The sequence below is a fragment of the Candidatus Pedobacter colombiensis genome, from assembly GCA_029202485.1.
GTDB lineage: Bacteria > Bacteroidota > Bacteroidia > Sphingobacteriales > Sphingobacteriaceae > Pedobacter > Pedobacter colombiensis.
Genome location: CP119313.1, coordinates 1,795,555 through 1,813,166, shown reverse-complemented (window position 1 = coordinate 1,813,166; position 17,612 = coordinate 1,795,555). Strand labels below are relative to the sequence as shown.

The window sequence follows — 17,612 nt, the reverse complement described above, 5'->3', positions numbered from 1 at the left end:
TCCTCTATTGTTCCTTAGAAAGCAAAATTAGATAACTAAAATTTTAAGGTTATGAGCATTGTAAAAGTAATAGAAGTAATTGCTTCTTCAGAAAGTAGTTTTGAAGATGCTGTCAAAAATGCAGTTAAAGAGGTATCACATACTGTAAAAAACATTGACTCCGTTTATGTAAAGGATTTTAAGGTGCACGTAAAAAATGACCAGATCATTTCATATGGGGCCATTTGCAAAGTTGCTTTCAGGGTTGATTCGGGGATGAAATGAGCTTAACCTAGCCTGAAGGTTCAATTCTAAATAAAAAGAAGGTGCTTTTTGCACCTTCTTTTTATTTAGAATGTTTTGTAATGATAACCATCATTACCGCGATGATCACGATGGTCTCGACGATCTCTTCGCTCTCTTTCACGTCTATCACGATATTCAACAGAACAACTCGACAATACTAACGATGCAAATACAAGCAAAATTAGTATCTTATTAGAATAGGTTTTCATAGTATTGACTTTAAGTTATACCATAAGTGACAAACATATAAATATTGAAAATGTTCTACTTTAATGGCAACATAAATGCGCTAAGATCGATCCAACTTCTCTACTTTTGTGATCAACATCAAATATTACACGATTAATGAAAAAAGAACTAGCTATAGACCGGTGGAAGAGAAAAGAGCATTTTGAGTTTTTTAGAAAATTTGAAGAACCATTTTTTGGAATTACTACAAAAATTGATTGTACAAAGGCCTATCGCAAAGCAAAGGAATCCGGACAGTCCTTCTTTTTATATTATTTATACCAATCTCTAAAAGCTGTTAACGCGATTGAAGAGTTTAAGTACAGAATAGAGGATGAAAAAGTGATGATTTATGATCAGATCAATGCTTCTGCAACTATTAATCGCTCCGACGATACTTTTGGTTTCTCCTATATTTATTTTAATGAAGATCCAGAGCTATTTTATAATCTTGCCAGACAGGAAATGAATAGGGTTTCGAAAAGCACCCAGCTTTTCCCCCTGGTATCTGGCGACGATGTAATTCATTATTCAGCCATTCCCTGGATAGACTTTACCTCTTTATCCCACGCAAGGTCTTTCTCTTTTAAGGATAGCGTACCTAAAATTTCTTTTGGTAAGCTAATGGAGACCAATGGAAAGAGAGAAATGAGTGTTTCAGTTCATGTACACCATGCATTGATGGATGGTTATCATGTAGGCAAATTTATAGCTGCATTTCAGGAATTCATGAATAGTTAGTCTCAGTGAATAATTCTGTTCTATCAGGAGATTTTTAGTCCCCCACTACTTCTAATTCGCATAAAAAAACCGGCAATATTGCCGGTTTTTTTATGCACTTAATTTAATCTGGTTACTTCTTCAATGCGGAATTTCTTCACACCTTCGGGCATTTCCCAACTCAATTCTGCTCCCTGATTATAGCCTACCATGGCCACCCCAATTGCGGATAAAATGGATATGTTATTGTGCTTTCTTCTTGCTTTTGCCGGAGGAACAATAACATAGGTAGATTCTTCACCACTTTCCAACTCCTTAACCCTTACTTTGGTATTTACGGTAACTACGTCTGCCGGAATATCCTTGTTTAAGATCTGCCTTGCGTTTCGAAGTTCGAGTTCCAATTTCTCCTGATTGTATTTGCTTAGTTTCCTTCTCCTGATGTGGTCTTTTAATAGATCGAATATTCCTGTTGATAATATGATTGATGTAGCCATAACTATGTTTAAATTGAAAATGATTGAAAAAATAAAACAATAGATTAACAGTACCCTTCAGACTGCGGGCATGGTAATCCAAAAAAATAAATAATAATCCCCAGACCTGTTAAAAAGGTTGGGGCTTAATGAATGAAGTCTTTGCTACTTTTAAGAAAAGAATCGCCTAAGGCGGATTGAAGCGCTAAAAAACGGTTAAACATGGCTTTTGCAGTTCGCAATTGACTTGCAAACTGTTTATCAGACATCATATTTAACTGTTTAAATGGGTTCATTAATGCGAATGTACCCCTATTCGAAATAATATAAAAATTATTACCAGTGTAAATCAAGAATTATTACAGTATTATGCCATTCTGTTTACAGTATATCCAAGTTTTTCAATTTCAACTTTAACGATATCTCCAGGCTTTAACCAGTTTTTCTCTGGCAACCCCATAATTACACCTTCAGGGGTCCCTGTTATAATTAAATCACCCGGTTCGAGTGTCATATGTCGCGATAAGAATTCAATAATTTCAGTAACTGAGAATATCATATCAGCAGTATTTGAATTTTGCCTCAATTCTCCATTTAATGTACAGGTAAGCTTTAAATTTTGTGGATCGCCAACTTCATCAGCCGTAACCAAATATTTTCCCAATGGAAGAAATCTGTCCAGACTTTTTCCTAATAACCATTGTGATGATCTTAATTGGAGATCTCTACAAGAAAGGTCATTAGCCACACAATACCCTAAGACATGACTTAAAGCATCATCTTTCGATATGTTTTTACCTTTTTTTCCAATTATAACTCCCAACTCTACTTCATAATCAAATTCTTCACCTTCTGTTCCTAAAGGGATATCAGAACCATATTTAGTAAGCGTATTGTTATATTTTGAAAATACAACAGGTATAGGCGGTATAGCCATTCCACTTTCGATGGCATGTTTTCGATAATTTAATCCAATGCAAATAATTTTAGAAGGCATCGGAACACATGGGCAAATCTCTATCTCATCCTCTTGAAGTATATCATTAGGATCCAAAACTGCAAGATCAGAATTTTTTAATGCTATGATATCGTCATTGGTTAATGGCCGATGTTGATACTTCCCATAATAATCGGTTAAATGTTCACTTAAAGGAACTATACCATCAGGAGTTACTAATCCCGGCAAAGGTTTACCTGATTCTTCGTAATAAAGGATTTTCATAAGATTGCAATTGTTTTTATGTGTTTTTTTGATTTGCTTAATAGGTAGCCCGTCCACCTGTTAAATCAAAGGTAAAACCTGTAGTGAAACTATTCTGCTTTGAAATGATATAAGTCGCTAAATCTACCGCCTCTTCCAGCGTCCCGCACCTTTTCATTGGTATTTTATCGGTCATATATTTAACCTGCTCTTCAGGCAAAGCATCAACAAGCGCTGTTTTTATAACGGCTGGAGCCATCGCATTAACTGTAATACCAGTTTCTGCATATTCTTTTCCCTGCACCTTGGTCATACCAATTACTGCAGCTTTTGATGCAGAATAAGCCAACATGCCTGCATTTCCCTCTTTACCGGCAACCGAAGCAAGATGCAATATCCGGCCGTAGTTTGACTTCAGCATATATGGAAGAACGGCCTTTGTGGTATAGAAACTCCCCATAAAATTCAGGTCAAATACTTTCTTAAGATTCTCGGTGCTCACCTCGTGGCTTAAAATACTTGTGTTGCCTGTAATACCAGCACAGTTAACCAATATATCTATTTTTCCAAATAGACTGACGATCTCTTCAATAGCATGACTAATTATAGATTGTTTAGTAATATCAATAGGATATAGACTTACTGAAGTCTTATATTCTTCAAAAGCTTTTTTCAATGCTTTCCCATTTATGTCAAACAAAGCAACCTGAGCACCTTCTTTCAGCAACTTATTGGCAATAGCCAATCCAATTCCTGAAGCTGCTCCGGTAACAATTGCTACTTGTCCTTCAAATTTATTCATCTGGTTTACGCGTTAGTTTTGTAGAAAAATTTAGTTAGTTCAGCACCTAATAGGTTGCTCTACCCCCTGTTAAGTCAAACGTAAACCCAGTTGTGAAGCTGTTACGTTTCGATACTATATAAGTAGCTAGATTTACTGCTTCCTCTAATGTTCCGCATCTTTTCATCGGTATCTTATCCGTCATGTATTTTAGCTGCTTTTCGGGCAATGTATCCACCATTGTAGTTCTTATTACAGCCGGTGCCATGGCATTAATTGTAATGCCTGTTTCAGCATACTCTTTACCTTGTACCTTGGTCATCCCTATAACTGCCGCTTTTGATGCAGAATAGGCCAGCATACCGGCATTCCCCTCTTTACCTGCTACCGAAGCAAGATGGAGTATCCTTCCGTATTTAACTTTAAGCATGTGAGGCAGCACCATTTGGCTTGTGTAAAAACTACTCATAAAATTCACATCAAATACCCGTTGTAGGTCCTCTCCACCTGTTTCGTGGCTTAAAATATTTGTAACACCTGTTACACCGGCACAATTGATCAGTATATCAATCCTACCGTAGGTGCTCATAACTTGTTCAACGACATGATGTATCAATTGCTGTTGTGTAATGTCAAAAGCGTATAAAGTAACTGTTGATTTATACTGTGAAAACTCTCTTTCTAAAATTGCTCCATTGATATCAAGCAATGCCACCCGGGCTCCTTCCTGTATTAACCTATGGGCAATACTACATCCTATTCCAGAAGCAGCACCTGTAATAATTGCTGTCTGGCCCTTAAACTCGTTCATCCTAAAGTGCTTTATATGTGTCATAAACTTCCCTTAAGGATTTTCCCTCCAGTAGTTCTTTACGTGATAAATTCTCACTATTAACCTTCTCCTTTGCCTTTTGAAAGACTTCTGCCTCTGCAGCTTTCGGGATGACAACAACGCCATCAAAATCAGCATAGATCAACTCACCTGGATGTACAACAACATCTCCACATCTTATTGGTACATCATATGCCGTTACAATTGCCCGCCCTTTAGAATCTAATGGTCTGATTCCGCTGTAATAAACCGGAAAGTTTATTTCTACTATTTTAGTACAATCACGTATCTGACTATCACATACACACCCAACAGCACCATTTCGTTTGGCTACGGTCGACATGAGCTCTCCCCACGGTGCGTTGGTACCGCCATGATCGGTAGAATGAACCGCAACATCGCCCGATTTTAGCGCATCCATTGCCTCAATTTCCAATCCATAGGGATTTTCTGCAATATGATCTGTTTCCATCCACCTGAATGTTCTCGCCCTACCGATAAAACCACAGTTTTTCATATCCGGTAAGAGTGGTCGCAGACGCTGATGCATTGCCTGATTCCGATAGCCCAGTTCATCAAGAATATCGCAGACTGCAGCCACATATAAGTGTTCTTTTATGAAGCTGAATAATTCAGAATCGTTGTGAAATGTTTTCATAGGTATATGCTTAATTCTTATTCACTTACAATGTTTAGCACTCTTGCATTGAGTTCTTTAACATAAGCAGCTGTTGCAGCGTCAGGTTTATAGGCGGCTTTACGAACGACACTGTTACTTAACACGCCCCTTGCCATCAACAACTCTTTTTCTACGTAATGGAACAATTCCATATTCTGTAAGGAGAAGAATATTTGCGGCATTACTTTTTCAAAAAGGTCGAATGCTTTTGCATGATCACCATCCTTACGTAGGTTAAAAACTCGTTGTAAAATATCAGAAACACCTAGCCCAGGCATAACACCGGAAATGCCTACAGGAATTAGCTCAAGCATATACAATCCACCCCAGCCTTCAAACAGACCAACTTTACCATCCGTGGTTTTAATGATATCTTCGAATTTTGGTGCACATAAAGGCTCTTCCAGCTTAAGGTATTTAAAATTAGGATGCTCATCCATCAATTTTTTAATAAATGGTACACTAATGGATGAACCTCCGGGATTAAAATCTTGTATCAAAACCGGAGTATCAGGAATGGCCTGAAGAAAGCCAGACAAGTATTCGTTCAAAGAATCCTCAGGCAAATTAAAAATGCGAGGCACAGCAAGAGAAATCACATCAGCTCCTGCTTCAACATTTGCCTGAGCTAGTTTAATAGCAACTTTCAGTGAAGGATGATTAGATTGTGCTACAACCTGCATTCTACCTGCAGCATGTTTAACAGCTACTTTTACAACTTGTAATTTTTCCTCATCTGTTAGTTTATAAAACTCGCTTGCATAAGCAGGCAGGCAGGCAGCCTTTATTCCACCTTCAATGGCAAAATCTACCAGCCGCTTTAAGGCACTTTCATCAACTTCTTCCTTTTCGGTAAACGGTGTAGGTATAATTGGCACTACGCCAGATAATTCTATTGCGTTATTTAATTTCATTGTAATTGTGGATTTGGGATAGTTTGTTTATGTTGAATTCGGTAATCAATAATGGTAATGATTAATGTAGAAGCGAGTACCAGTACACCACCTACTATAGCCTGACTGTTTAATGTTTCTCCCAGCCATATTGCAGCAATGGGTAAGCCCATAAAAGTTATCAGGTAATTTGACAATGCCACTTGTGTAGCATCCAATACTTTCAATGCTGTGAAAAATAAGATCATGGAAAGGAAATTATGGAAGAAGGTTAACAAGGCCAGTCCTGTCCAGGTTTGTGCAGTAAACGCCGGTATTTTTGCAAAAATATCCGGTTCATAATACCATACCAAAGGGGTTAGCAAAACAACCATCACCACGTAAGTATAAAATACCATTTCCATTTCTGTATAACGTTCTGCTACCTTTTTGCAGCCTACATTGTAATAGGAATTACCTACAATGGCCATAAAAATAAGCAGGTTACCTAAAGCGTATTTTGAACCAAAATCGAGTTGTTTAATATCCCCTGTAGAGCAAAGGATTACACCGGCAATAGCAATGATAAAACTTATCCATCGTATGCGGTTCATCTTTTCTTTTAGAAGAATGAATGCAAATAATGCTGTGATGACCGGCAAACTCAACGTAAGTATTGCTGCATTACTGGCCAGCGAGTATTGTGTTCCCCAGGTCATAAACACCTGCGCAGGAAATGCACCCAGCATGGCAAGCTGGACAAATACCATAACATCCTTTAGCCGTTTGCCACTTTTCTTAAAATCCTTCAATACAAATGGGGTCAAAAAAATGGTAGCCAGCAACATTGGTCCCCATACCGTAAAATAAGGTCCAAGCTGATCCTGTGTAAGCTTGATACAAGTAAACTGTAATGCCCACATTAAGTTGCAGGCAATCAATAGTGCCCACGAAGTTATCGTCTTCTTCATAAGCTATTTGACAGAATTTGACCAGTTTTATATTTCTCAAGTGCAGCGTAATCAAGCGATATACCTAAACCATCAGTCTGAGGAACCAAGGCATGTCCCTTTTCGAAATGAATCGGCTCGACAATTAAATCATCTTCTCGCACCAATTCTCCAAAAAGATCTGAAGGAATGGTACAATTGATACTTGCAGCAGCAATATGTAATGCCATCGTCTCTAAAATGCCCAAATCCACTTCTGATCCGCGCCAACATTGTTTACCTTCCAAATGGGCTATTTCGGCCAGCAATACAGAGTTATATGCAGAGCCGTTAAAATTATAACCATCTACAGCATCTGCTTTTACAAACGCTATAATGTCTCTTATATCCTGTGTATAAGGCAATGATATATGCCTGAACATAGGTATACCTAAATGCGCTTTAAGGTATTTAAATCCTTCAACATCGGCATGTAGAATAGGATCTTCAAGTCCCAGCATGATCTCTTTCTCCACTCCCTCCATCAAACGAAGCGTGGTTTCTACATCCGTCCATCGTTGATTTGGATCAAGGAGTATTTTAATTCCATCACCACATTTCTTTCTGATGGCTTCTGTCCACAAACGTACAGGATCTTCATCAGAGCATTTAAACTTGAAAACCTTATGTCCTTTTTGCATGGCTTCAAATGCCTTTTGTGCCGCATCTTCAGGTGTCCTTCTACCAGTCCAGCCCATACATTCAATTTTATCTCTGTAAGCGCCACCCAGCAATTGATAAACAGGAACCTGAAGCAGTTTCCCTACCAAATCCAATATGGCAGCTTCGAAAGCTTCATAAATCCGCTGGTCTGAAACCGGCAACCTTCTCCAATTAAGATGGAGTACATCTTTATCTATAAAGACCGCCATGGCTTCTTCTACAACAGTTTTATTGGTACTCCTATAAGTTTCCCCTATTCCAATCAGCCCATTGTTTAGTTCTATTTCAAGAATCCATTTAGATTGATTGGCAAATTCAGTCCAACTCGCACCGGTTAAAAACTTTTCCGCGAATTTTTTATCCTTATCAAAAATAGAATCTGAATTAAGGCTACCCGGCTTTGCGGGAACAATTACTTCTGTAGCTTTGATTGATTTAATGATTGTACGCTTCATAATTTTATAGGTCTCCAATATTTTGAGGATACTTTTCTGATAGTTTTCTGATCTCGTATGCAAATTCAACAAACAGTTTCTCCCAGCGTTCAGCGCTTTCTTTAGTGTAGGGATAAAAACCATGCGCATTACTTACACCTTTAGCACCGGCAGCCACCAATTCTTCGAAAAAGACAGGTGGCTTATCTGCATTGTCCAATTCAGGGAGTAAATCTTTCATAACCGTCAGATAAGCCGGTATACCAGTTAAATCCATAAATCTGAAAGGTCCGGCAAAAGTTATCCAGTATCCAAAATCATTTCTGCAGGCCCGATCTATATCTTCAATTGTTGCATATCCTTTATCTACCAGATGCATACCTTCGCGCATCATTGCATACATCAGTCTGTTGGTGATAAATCCTCTGATATCTTTTTTAACCAGTGAAGGTTCTTTATGCCATCCAACAGCCAGTCTCATGATCTTTTCGGCATATTTCAGGTCGGATTGGTTACCGCAAATCACCTCAAGGAATCTGAGAATGTGTGCAGGCTCCCCCCAATGTATACCGAGCAAACGCTCAGGATGGTTTAAACCTTCCTGCAAAATAGTTACCGGTATTGCTGATGTATTGCTACCAATTATAGCATCTGTAGATAAGACAGCCTCTAGTTGTCTGAATACCCGTTTTTTCTCATCAAGATCTTCAATAATGGATTCAATAACTACTTCGTGATTTGAGAGCCTGGTTATATCATTTGTGATAACCAGCTTTTTTATAACCTCCTCAGGATCTTCATTTAACAATCCTTCATCTTTTAACTGTTTCAGAAAGCCTAGAATCCGCTCCTTTGCCACATCAGATTTATCTATATTCTTTATTAATGAAGTAACTGTATGCCCGGCTGCCAAAAGGCAAGTCGCGATACTGCTGCCCATTAGCCCAAGGCCAACTGTACCGATCCGTATTTTATCATTCATAAATTTATCTTGCTTTATTTTATTATTGTCCTATTCTCGCGATGGCGTCTATTTCTATTTTAATTCCATCAGAGAGAACAGACTGCACCGTGGTTCTCGCAGGTTTTATTCCATTGAAAAAGGATTTATAAGCCGCATCATATCTATTGAAATCATTAATATCGGCTAAATGAACCGTACATTTTACAATATCATCTATGGTACCTCCTGCCGCTTCAACAATCTTTTTTACATGCGATAGTGTATGCAATGTTTCTTCCTCTATAGTTCCAACAACCACCTTACCTGTAGTTAGATCAACAGGGCCCTGCCCGCTTACATATAACCAACCATCCACCAAAACTCCTGCAGAATAGGCTCCTGTTGATACTGATTTATCGGGATGCTTAATTTCTATTTTTCTCATACCTTATTTCTTTAAACTATCCATGAAAGGCCAGGTTTTAAAGGAATTGATAAAACTCACCAATGAATTTACGGCATGGTCAAATAAATGCTTTCCTTTTTCAGATGTTCCCAATTGAGGCTCTCCGCTACTTCCATTACTAGAAATAAACTCAGTTTGCTTAACCATACTTACCCCACTATAAGGTTCATCATCTTCCCAGGGAATATAACCGTTACTATCCGGTCTTTTGGCCCGCTGTATTTGATCAGGCCATACTCTATCAGGAAAAAGATATAACATTAAACTGGTTTCATATTCGCAGGCATGACTCAAAGCTGGTGTTTCCATTGGGGCTGCTCCGGCAAATATTTTTCCTGCCAGCTCCCAATAGGTGATCATCACAATATTAGGTTTAAGTGTTGCATCATATTTATGACTCAATATTGCCAATGCCTGTCGGGCAGGCGTAATATTACCTCCGTGGCCATTTAACAAAACTATCCTGCGAAACCCATCTTTAAGCAGAGACTCTACCAACTCAACTAAAACTTGTGTATAGGTAGCTGCAGAAATGCTCATCACACCTCCAAAATCTAAATGATGATGACTGGATCCAAATGGAAGAGGCGGACATAAAAGGATATCCTCAGGCAATTGTTGTTCAGCACGCTTAGCAACTTCAGACACCAGATCTATGTCTGTGGACACTGCAAGATGAGGCCCATGTTGTTCGATTGCGCCAATTGGCAGTAAGGCTATCTTATTACCCGTGGCTTTATTTAATAAGTTATAATTAGTAGAAAACAACATAAGTGTATAATTTATTTAATGATAAAAATAGCAACTGTACACGAGTGATACCTCTATTTATTTATTGATTATGTGTACTTTATTAACACATTATATAAGATTAACAAATATTATACAGATGTACAAAAAATCAACATTATGCTAAGAAAACAGCAGAATTATTAGTAAAAAAATCATCTATAATTTATACTTTTTTAACATGGAATCTTTATATTAGTATACACTTGAAAATAAGCACAATATGAAGCCACAACTACACAAATTACCGCTCGAATCCGACTCTTCTTTCCTTTACAATAAGTGGGATTGCGATTATTTTGATAAGCCCTGGCATTTTCATAAAGAATATGAATTAGTGATGATAGACAAGGGAAAAGGCACAAAATTTATCGGAGATAATGTATGTCATTTCGAAGAGGGTAACCTATCACTCATTGGTTCTAACATCCCCCACATGTATAAGAATAATGAAGAGTTTTATGCAAAAACAGGTGAAATGGAGGCCAGTTCTATCTTTATTCATTTTACAAAAGATTTTCTGGGTACCCATTTTTTCGAGATCCCAGAGATGAAGCTTGTACACCGGCTACTTGATAAATCTTCGCTGGCACTTGATATAGAAGGAAAAACAAAAAAGTATACAATTAATAAGCTACACGACATGTATAGCGAAAAGCCAACGCAACGGCTTTTAAGTTTACTAGAGATCCTTATAAAACTTGCTCATAGTAAAGATTTAAAACCGCTATTATCTACCGGTTTCTCTGCAAATAACAACGGTGACACAGAACGTATCAATAAGGTATTTGAATTTATCATAAAGAACTACACAAAAGAAATTTATGTACAAGAAATTGCCTCAAAACTTAATATGAGTGTAGCCTCTTTTTCAAGATATTTTAAACATCATACACATAAAACATTCTCAGATTATGTGACTGAGATAAGGATTGGACATGCCTGCAGATTGCTGATGGAGAATAATTTTAGCATTTCAGAGATCAGTTATAAAAGCGGATTTGATAACCTTTCTAATTTTTACCGGCACTTTAAAAAACTCCGAGGTATTATCCCAAAGGAATATAGAAGTAGATTTCTAAAAATTACAAGATAAACTTAACACTAAAGCCTCCGGGAAAAATCTAAAGTTGAACCTTAGATTTTTCCCGGAGGCTTTAGTTTTCTATTAAAAGCTCAAAGTCTGCTATTATTTCCCCTGAACTTTATCAAAAGCATTAACAATTTCCTGATGAGACCTTAAAGCTGCCAACGGTAAAGGGTGCTTTTTGCCAAAGACCAACAAGTCTGATTTTTTTTGGATCGTACAACCCCGTTCATCAATCTTACCATCTTTACCAGTAACAGCATTTATATTGAGTCCGAATGCTTTGGCAAAAAAAGTATACATTGGAACACGTTTGCTGTAACCATAATCATGTTTATCATTAGGCAAATACACTTGTGATATCTGATCCTCCTTGCCATAAAAACCATATACTTTTTTAAGATAAGGATAATCTGTACCAGGTACAGATTTTGTCCAATCATCACCATCAGAAATAATAAGCTGTGGATGCGGTGCGATCATACCTGCAATTTCAGCGTTATTGGTTTTATGCCCATTACAACTTTCATGAATTGGCAAACCGCTCTCACAAGGGCAACCTCCGTAAAAACTTGAGGATACCATCACTACCGGTACGCTGGCTGTAACCCTATCATCCAGAGCTGCTAACAAAATGGTTTGTGTTCCTCCCCCTGATGCTCCGGTAATACCGACACGTTTTTTATCGGTGTTTGGTAATGATAAAAGATAGTCTAAGCCTCTGATGCTATTCCATGTTTGCATGGCTAAAGCAAAGCCTGTTTCATGAAAAGAATGAGCACCTGCCTGTAAAACCGATTCGCCCCAAGCATACATATCATAACTCAAGACCATCGCTCCCATTTTTGCTAATGTTGCACAACGATACTGCATATCCGGACGGTAACGACCACTGTCTGCCGCTAATGATGGATTACTTTCGTTGTAAAAATGCCCGTGTGGCGACAATATAACCGGAAAAGGACCTTTTGCTTTTGTAGGTGTGTATAATGTTCCGGCAACAAAATAGCCCGGAACACTTTCAAATGCTACATTCTCCACCGTGTAACCATCCATAGTTATTTTTGAAGTTACAATTGGATTCAATGGTGTTCTTTTTGCATTTGGACTAATGTTCAATTCTTTCAGGATGCACTCACGTAATTCTTTTTTCCTTTTGTTAAATTCATTTGCATTTTTATATAGTCCTAAGAGCTCATCAAGATGCTTTTTTCCTTCAGCTTCTGTACGTCTATAATACTCATAACCAGATATATTGTATTTACCTTTTCCGGTTTCATGAAATATAAGGTCCAGTGGTTTCAATATGTTATCAAGTGTATTGGCTACATTTGAAGTGAAACGCCACGTGGCATAATTTACATTCAATCCATTTATATCCTTCTCATTATAATTGAGTTCAACATGATATGTTTTTTCTACATCTGAAAGCACATCTTTAAGTGGCTTTTTATACACTTCCTGAGGTTGTTGCGCTGCACAAATGGAAGAAAGGGCCAATAGTGGGGTGACAAATAGGTATTTATTCATTTTCATATTTTTTATAAATCAGTTGACACTATTATAAATTTAAACTTTCCAGGGACCAGTAATGGCCAGGGTAAGTCCGGGTGTTTGAATATTTACAAAAAGGGTATTCCCTGATGGTGAAAAAACCGGTCCTGCAAATTCGGACTCCCTATAACCAATATTCTTAGCTATTTCATAGGCCTTGCCTTCAGGAGTTATTCCTATAATACGTGCATCTTCACAGTCTTCACAAATGATCACATCTCCCCATGGTGCAACTGTAAGATTATCACAATACCTAAAAACATCGGCACTAGTGGATTCCAAAAACAACTCCAATTTACCGGGATGTTCTTTTTCTTGTGACTGCCCTTCGTATTTACTTGGGATATATCTAAAAACCTGCCCATTACCACTTTTACCACCAGAGCTAGCTGTAAAAAAGACCTCCCCTTTACCGTAGGACATTCCTTCTCCTGATGAAAATATTGCGGCTCCCTTTTTATGACCACGTAAGCGCAAGTCCCCCTCGGGAGCTTCTACATCATCCAGGTCAATCCATGTTACGTCATACGTTTTCTTTTCCGGGAAACGATCTGTTTTTGAGTTTTTATAATTCCTTGTATCTGCCCCCTTCCACTCTGTTAATGACAGACATTGTAAGCGACCGCCTTCATGAAGATGCCCTGGTTTATTAGGTAAGTACCTGTAGACTAATCCATCTCCCTCATCTTCTGTTTGGTAAATCGCACCAGACTCAGGATGAACAGCTACCGACTCGTGAACAAAACGCCCCATTGCTTTAATTGGCCTGGGATCTGCTAATTTAATCTGATCTGTTGCCGGCACTTCGAAATTATAACCATGATCTTTTTCCAAACGCCCCTCTTCGTCGCCTTTTTTACTGCCGGTCTCTTCACAAGTGATCCATGAGTTCCAGGGGGTAACTCCTCCTGAACAATTTCTGATTGTACCAATAAGACTTAGGTATTCGAGCTCTACTTTTTGGGCTTTTTCATTGTAAATAAATGTAGTTGTTCCCCCTACACAAGTTCTGTCCCCTCCTGCGGCATAATCATAGATCATATTCTTATCTATTTTTCCGATTAACTTATTACCATCTCCAAAAGGACCTGTTTCATACGAACCGGGGGTAATTTCATGATTCCTGATTAATAGCACTTTATCATTTTTCCATTTAAAAATCCCCATACCATCATGATTCCCTGGTGATAATAAACCATCACTCATGAGGTCGCCCTTGCGCGATATTACCTTAGCAGAAAACCCTTTAGGCAAGCTTAAAATATCTCCTTCACGATAAGAAAGTTGACCATACCCTGGGACAAATCCCAAATTACAGCCTGTTAAAAACTGGTTCAAGCCCATAAAACCGAGGCTAACTATTCCTGCGTGCTTTACAAAATTTCTTCTTGAATTATCCATATCCTATTCAGTTTTTTATTTTTAAGGCTCCTTTGAACACCTATTAATTAGAAAGTATAAATACCTGGCATTCGTGAGGTTTTAAGTTGGCAGCCAGTGTTTCCTTAGCCTGATTTACAATCTTATGTGTCCATACATCGTAAACGCTACCATAAGTCTCATTTTTTTTCATTTCCAGATCTTCCATTGATACGGTAAGTGTTTTATTTGTCGAGTTACGGTTAAACAGTGCAATGGCCACCCTGTTACCACTTAGCTCCTTTCTCCACGCTTCCAGACCATCTTTGCTGAAAACACGATAGCCGGGTTTCCCTAACGAATCCTGATTTATCCCGATCAGATCCTTATTCAGCAAGATTTCTTTTGTTAATGGCGACATATTGCGGATATCCCCACCAAGCATAATTGGAGATGCTAACATGCACCACATGCTCATTTGTGTACGGTATTCAATATCTGTGCAACCACCACCTTTGATAAACCCTGTATTATTTAATCCTACAACCAACATATCAAGATCGTTCCATCCACCAGGACCTGCAAAACGTCCCAGATTAGCCGCTGCATCAATTGAAGTCAGAATTCCAATTGGACTGGATTCATTGCGTGGTTTATCCCATATATCCGCTACATCATACGAAGTACGCCACATGTGCCCGCCAACTTCTTTCCCCCATAACCATGGAGAACGCGGCCCCCATTCGCAAATGCTAAAAACAATCGGCCTGCCGGTTGCCTTAAGTGCATCTCCCATAGTTTTATACCGATCAATGGCCATTTTATAATCATTGTTTGTAGAGGCTAAATCGGGACAATAACAGTAATCGTATTTCAAGAAATCCACTCCCCATTCTGCAAAAAGTTTTGCATCTTTTTCTTCATATCCAAAACTGCCGGGAACCCCACCGCATGTTTTCGTTCCGGCATCAGAATAAATGCCAAATTTAAGTCCTTTGCTGTGGACATAATCCGCTAACGCTTTAATTCCTGATGGGAACCTTGTAACATCGGCTTGCAGCATACCTGTCACAGAATCTCTGCTGAGTTGCCAAAAGTCATCAATTACAATGTAAGAAAAGCCGGCATCCTTTAAGCCTGAACTCACCATTGCATCAGCAGTTTCACGAATGACTTTTTCGTTTACATTTTTTCCAAATGCGTTCCAGCTATTCCAGCCCATAGGTGGGGTAAGCGCAAGATTTTGGGCTTTTGTATCTTGTATAGCCTGTTTTTTTTCAGCGGTTTTCGTACCACAGCTTAATATAGAGATTAAGAAGAGCAGGGCAAAAAGCCCTGAAAACATTTTTTCAGTGGATTGCATCATATTTCGGTGTATTAATTTGGTTTAATTTCTCAGGGTTAGCTTAATTAGTCCTTAACTGTATCAATTAATATAAAATCATATTCCTTTAACATGTGTGTATAGGGCGCTTTATACGTTAGGGTCTCTTCAGACTTCTTGTTCTTCATATTATCCCATACCACCACGTGAATTTTAGATCCGTCCTTAAGATTGGGTATGGTGATATTCAGTTCTGTTGTTTCAATAGCTAGCAAAGCCGTAACATTTTTGCCGGCAATACCCCACACATTTGATGACGGAAGGATGCCCCCTCCGGATAAAAGATTAGCAATGGGATAAGCGGTTTCCCAATTCAAAGCTGTTGTGGTAATTAGATACTTATTATTTTTACCGGCAATGTAAGGCCCTCTACCATAAGTTTTATTTGGTGCACTGTAAATTGTTCCATTAATTGCATTTGCGGGGATGATAGTACCAGCACGTAAGTCCTTTCCACGCTGTACATCCGAACCGGTAAATCTCAAATATGTATTTTTATAATAGCCTGTGTAGGGGATTTCAATTTCCTGATCTCCCGGCAAAGAAACTTCAGATGGGCTATCACTCCCTTCGGCATATTTAAAAACTTTAGTTCCGTCGATGCCACATTTTTCAAGTACTGTTTTCCAGCTGCTATTAATAGTATTTCCACTTGGGATGCTGGCAGCAGATTGAAGAAAAACAGGCTTATTGGTATTAAATAAGGCAACGACGTCTGCTGGAAGCGCGTCATTTTTACCACCTGGTGTATATATCCAATAAGCATCCGCAGGAATTACTTTATCGCTCACCACTACATTGTAACCTGCATTAAACGCGCCTGAAGTTATTGCATCGCCAGAATTGAACAGTCGGTTCCATCCAGCCTCTCCTTCGGATGTATTGCTCTCTTTTTTAAGGAGTACGACAATATTCATAACCGGACGATCTTTTTCTTGTTTATCTACATAGCTTTTAATCCAGTTTTGTGTTTGTATAGGATCAAATACATTTACCCCACCGAAAATGATAAAGTTATCCATTCTGAATTGCAATGCTCTGATCATGCATAAATAGGGTATTACTGCGGGTGTATACTCATTGGCTATCCCCCAGTTACGATTTACAGGAGAAATTAATGCTGTTGGTTTATTCCAGTATTTTGCCCAGCCAAGTCCCAATGATCCATGTTGTGCCAGGGTAGCTATATTATATAGTTTATCACGCTTAAGGTAATAATTATAAATATTAATGGTTCCGGTTTCCGGCCAAAGATTGACAAAACTGGATTCTCGAAGCAGCATTGGATCTGTACCGGAGATGTAATCCACCTTTTTGCTTTTAAGCTCCCGTGCAAGAGAAACGAACACTTTAGGACTTGCTTCAAAACACTCTTCAAATACAGCATCTACACCTGTAGCAGCCAGATCTGATGCCGCAGCCTTGATTGTTTCCGGCGTCCATTTATTTTGCTCCCAATGGTAAGGATTAACCCCTTCCATATTAATCATCACTTTTATACCCTTTTTATGTGCTGCGCTAATAAGCGGACTGAGGTTATCCTTTTCAGGAACGGCCCAGCTTTGTTTTTCCAGGTAAGGGGATTTATAATAATAATTCATCTTTGCCCCATTGCGGCTCGCTCCCCAATAAACTACTCCACGCCAGCCTTTAGCATAAATATCATTGATCATCTCGGTTTCAGCACCGGGCACATTTTTTCTGTTATTATAGTCGGTAACTCCTTCAGCCCAATACATTGGGTTGTAGTTTTCTGAAGTATTTGTTGAGTTTATTCCTTTTTGTCCATAGGCTGTTAGCACAGGGAAAAGCAAAAAAAGAAGACTGGTAAAAGAATATATATATTTCATAAATATGTTAAGAAAATGAA

At 38.4% G+C, this 17,612-nt stretch carries 19 protein-coding genes; 3 read left to right on the top strand and 16 right to left on the bottom strand.

The genetic code is table 11. The annotated features are described in order from the left end of the window. Window positions 1-51: 51 nt before the first annotated feature. Complete coding sequence (locus P0Y49_07650; protein ID WEK21012.1) at window positions 52-264, top strand: dodecin family protein; 213 nt, start codon at window positions 52-54, stop codon at window positions 262-264. 366 nt (window positions 265-630) lie between these two features. Beyond that, the gene (locus tag P0Y49_07645; protein WEK21011.1) at window positions 631-1,254 is read left to right on the top strand and encodes a chloramphenicol acetyltransferase; all 624 of its coding nucleotides are present in this window, start codon (window positions 631-633) and stop codon (window positions 1,252-1,254) included. Window positions 1,255-1,352: 98 nt separating this feature from the next. On the opposite strand, the gene P0Y49_07640 is transcribed toward P0Y49_07645, so the two are convergent. From P0Y49_07640 to P0Y49_07585, 12 genes are all read right to left on the bottom strand, one after another. Beyond that, entirely contained in the window at window positions 1,353-1,730 is a 378-nt protein-coding gene (locus P0Y49_07640) for a GreA/GreB family elongation factor (protein WEK21010.1), read from the bottom strand. 125 nt (window positions 1,731-1,855) lie between these two features. Then, window positions 1,856-1,981 (bottom strand): hypothetical protein, encoded by a 126-nt coding sequence (locus tag P0Y49_07635; protein ID WEK21009.1) that lies wholly within the window; start codon window positions 1,979-1,981, stop codon window positions 1,856-1,858. 95 nt (window positions 1,982-2,076) lie between these two features. Then, window positions 2,077-2,931: a fumarylacetoacetate hydrolase family protein gene (locus P0Y49_07630; protein WEK21008.1), complete on the bottom strand. Its 855-nt coding sequence runs from the start codon at window positions 2,929-2,931 to the stop codon at window positions 2,077-2,079. A 37-nt stretch (window positions 2,932-2,968) separates the two neighbouring features. Then, window positions 2,969-3,712, bottom strand: coding sequence for an SDR family NAD(P)-dependent oxidoreductase (locus tag P0Y49_07625; protein WEK21007.1), 744 nt, complete (start codon window positions 3,710-3,712; stop codon window positions 2,969-2,971). Between the two features lie 46 nt (window positions 3,713-3,758). Next, a complete protein-coding gene (locus P0Y49_07620; protein WEK21006.1) occupies window positions 3,759-4,502 on the bottom strand; it encodes an SDR family NAD(P)-dependent oxidoreductase in 744 nt (247 codons plus the stop codon). Window position 4,503: 1 nt separating this feature from the next. Then, the gene (locus P0Y49_07615) at window positions 4,504-5,181 is read right to left on the bottom strand and encodes an RraA family protein (protein WEK21005.1); all 678 of its coding nucleotides are present in this window, start codon (window positions 5,179-5,181) and stop codon (window positions 4,504-4,506) included. A gap of 17 nt (window positions 5,182-5,198) precedes the next feature. Then, the gene (locus P0Y49_07610; protein ID WEK21004.1) at window positions 5,199-6,116 is read right to left on the bottom strand and encodes a dihydrodipicolinate synthase family protein; all 918 of its coding nucleotides are present in this window, start codon (window positions 6,114-6,116) and stop codon (window positions 5,199-5,201) included. After that, entirely contained in the window at window positions 6,113-7,045 is a 933-nt protein-coding gene (locus P0Y49_07605; GenBank protein WEK21003.1) for a DMT family transporter, read from the bottom strand. Before P0Y49_07605 ends, P0Y49_07610 begins: the two co-directional genes overlap by 4 nt. Beyond that, window positions 7,042-8,181, bottom strand: coding sequence for a mandelate racemase/muconate lactonizing enzyme family protein (locus P0Y49_07600; protein ID WEK21002.1), 1,140 nt, complete (start codon window positions 8,179-8,181; stop codon window positions 7,042-7,044). Before P0Y49_07600 ends, P0Y49_07605 begins: the two co-directional genes overlap by 4 nt. 4 nt (window positions 8,182-8,185) lie before the next feature. Further along, entirely contained in the window at window positions 8,186-9,142 is a 957-nt protein-coding gene (locus tag P0Y49_07595; protein WEK21001.1) for a 3-hydroxyacyl-CoA dehydrogenase family protein, read from the bottom strand. Between the two features lie 22 nt (window positions 9,143-9,164). Then, complete coding sequence (locus P0Y49_07590) at window positions 9,165-9,548, bottom strand: RidA family protein (protein WEK21000.1); 384 nt, start codon at window positions 9,546-9,548, stop codon at window positions 9,165-9,167. 3 nt (window positions 9,549-9,551) lie between these two features. Then, window positions 9,552-10,340, bottom strand: a complete 789-nt coding sequence (locus P0Y49_07585; protein WEK20999.1) for a creatininase family protein — start codon at window positions 10,338-10,340, stop codon at window positions 9,552-9,554. 241 nt (window positions 10,341-10,581) lie between these two features. On the opposite strand from P0Y49_07585, the gene P0Y49_07580 reads away from it, so the two are divergent. Continuing rightward, window positions 10,582-11,454, top strand: a complete 873-nt coding sequence (locus tag P0Y49_07580; GenBank protein ID WEK20998.1) for an AraC family transcriptional regulator — start codon at window positions 10,582-10,584, stop codon at window positions 11,452-11,454. A 93-nt stretch (window positions 11,455-11,547) separates the two neighbouring features. Here the strand turns inward: P0Y49_07580 and P0Y49_07575 are convergent, their stop codons facing one another. The 4 genes from P0Y49_07575 to P0Y49_07560 are packed head-to-tail and all read right to left on the bottom strand — an operon-like array spanning window position 11,548 to window position 17,592. Next, window positions 11,548-12,975 carry an acetylxylan esterase gene (locus P0Y49_07575; protein ID WEK20997.1) on the bottom strand — a complete coding sequence of 476 codons (1,428 nt, stop codon included), beginning with the start codon at window positions 12,973-12,975 and terminating at the stop codon, window positions 11,548-11,550. Window positions 12,976-13,014: 39 nt separating this feature from the next. Next, entirely contained in the window at window positions 13,015-14,400 is a 1,386-nt protein-coding gene (locus P0Y49_07570) for a DUF839 domain-containing protein (protein ID WEK20996.1), read from the bottom strand. 43 nt (window positions 14,401-14,443) lie between these two features. Then, entirely contained in the window at window positions 14,444-15,724 is a 1,281-nt protein-coding gene (locus P0Y49_07565) for a glycoside hydrolase family 27 protein (GenBank protein WEK20995.1), read from the bottom strand. 44 nt (window positions 15,725-15,768) lie between these two features. Further along, window positions 15,769-17,592, bottom strand: a complete 1,824-nt coding sequence (locus P0Y49_07560) for a hypothetical protein (GenBank protein ID WEK20994.1) — start codon at window positions 17,590-17,592, stop codon at window positions 15,769-15,771. Window positions 17,593-17,612 lie beyond the last annotated feature (20 nt).

Excerpts from the sequence above, each read along its gene's own strand:
- P0Y49_07650 (WEK21012.1), top strand. The coding sequence starts at position 52 with ATGAGCATTGTAAAAGTAATAGAAGTAATTGCTTCTTCAGAAAGTAGT.
- P0Y49_07645 (WEK21011.1), top strand. The coding sequence starts at position 631 with ATGAAAAAAGAACTAGCTATAGACCGGTGGAAGAGAAAAGAGCATTTT.
- P0Y49_07640 (WEK21010.1), bottom strand. The coding sequence starts at position 1,730 with ATGGCTACATCAATCATATTATCAACAGGAATATTCGATCTATTAAAA.
- P0Y49_07635 (WEK21009.1), bottom strand. The coding sequence starts at position 1,981 with ATGATGTCTGATAAACAGTTTGCAAGTCAATTGCGAACTGCAAAAGCC.
- P0Y49_07630 (WEK21008.1), bottom strand. The coding sequence starts at position 2,931 with ATGAAAATCCTTTATTACGAAGAATCAGGTAAACCTTTGCCGGGATTA.
- P0Y49_07625 (WEK21007.1), bottom strand. The coding sequence starts at position 3,712 with ATGAATAAATTTGAAGGACAAGTAGCAATTGTTACCGGAGCAGCTTCA.
- P0Y49_07620 (WEK21006.1), bottom strand. The coding sequence starts at position 4,502 with ATGAACGAGTTTAAGGGCCAGACAGCAATTATTACAGGTGCTGCTTCT.
- P0Y49_07615 (WEK21005.1), bottom strand. The coding sequence starts at position 5,181 with ATGAAAACATTTCACAACGATTCTGAATTATTCAGCTTCATAAAAGAA.
- P0Y49_07610 (WEK21004.1), bottom strand. The coding sequence starts at position 6,116 with ATGAAATTAAATAACGCAATAGAATTATCTGGCGTAGTGCCAATTATA.
- P0Y49_07605 (WEK21003.1), bottom strand. The coding sequence starts at position 7,045 with ATGAAGAAGACGATAACTTCGTGGGCACTATTGATTGCCTGCAACTTA.
- P0Y49_07600 (WEK21002.1), bottom strand. The coding sequence starts at position 8,181 with ATGAAGCGTACAATCATTAAATCAATCAAAGCTACAGAAGTAATTGTT.
- P0Y49_07595 (WEK21001.1), bottom strand. The coding sequence starts at position 9,142 with ATGAATGATAAAATACGGATCGGTACAGTTGGCCTTGGGCTAATGGGC.
- P0Y49_07590 (WEK21000.1), bottom strand. The coding sequence starts at position 9,548 with ATGAGAAAAATAGAAATTAAGCATCCCGATAAATCAGTATCAACAGGA.
- P0Y49_07585 (WEK20999.1), bottom strand. The coding sequence starts at position 10,340 with ATGTTGTTTTCTACTAATTATAACTTATTAAATAAAGCCACGGGTAAT.
- P0Y49_07580 (WEK20998.1), top strand. The coding sequence starts at position 10,582 with ATGAAGCCACAACTACACAAATTACCGCTCGAATCCGACTCTTCTTTC.
- P0Y49_07575 (WEK20997.1), bottom strand. The coding sequence starts at position 12,975 with ATGAATAAATACCTATTTGTCACCCCACTATTGGCCCTTTCTTCCATT.
- P0Y49_07570 (WEK20996.1), bottom strand. The coding sequence starts at position 14,400 with ATGGATAATTCAAGAAGAAATTTTGTAAAGCACGCAGGAATAGTTAGC.
- P0Y49_07565 (WEK20995.1), bottom strand. The coding sequence starts at position 15,724 with ATGATGCAATCCACTGAAAAAATGTTTTCAGGGCTTTTTGCCCTGCTC.
- P0Y49_07560 (WEK20994.1), bottom strand. The coding sequence starts at position 17,592 with ATGAAATATATATATTCTTTTACCAGTCTTCTTTTTTTGCTTTTCCCT.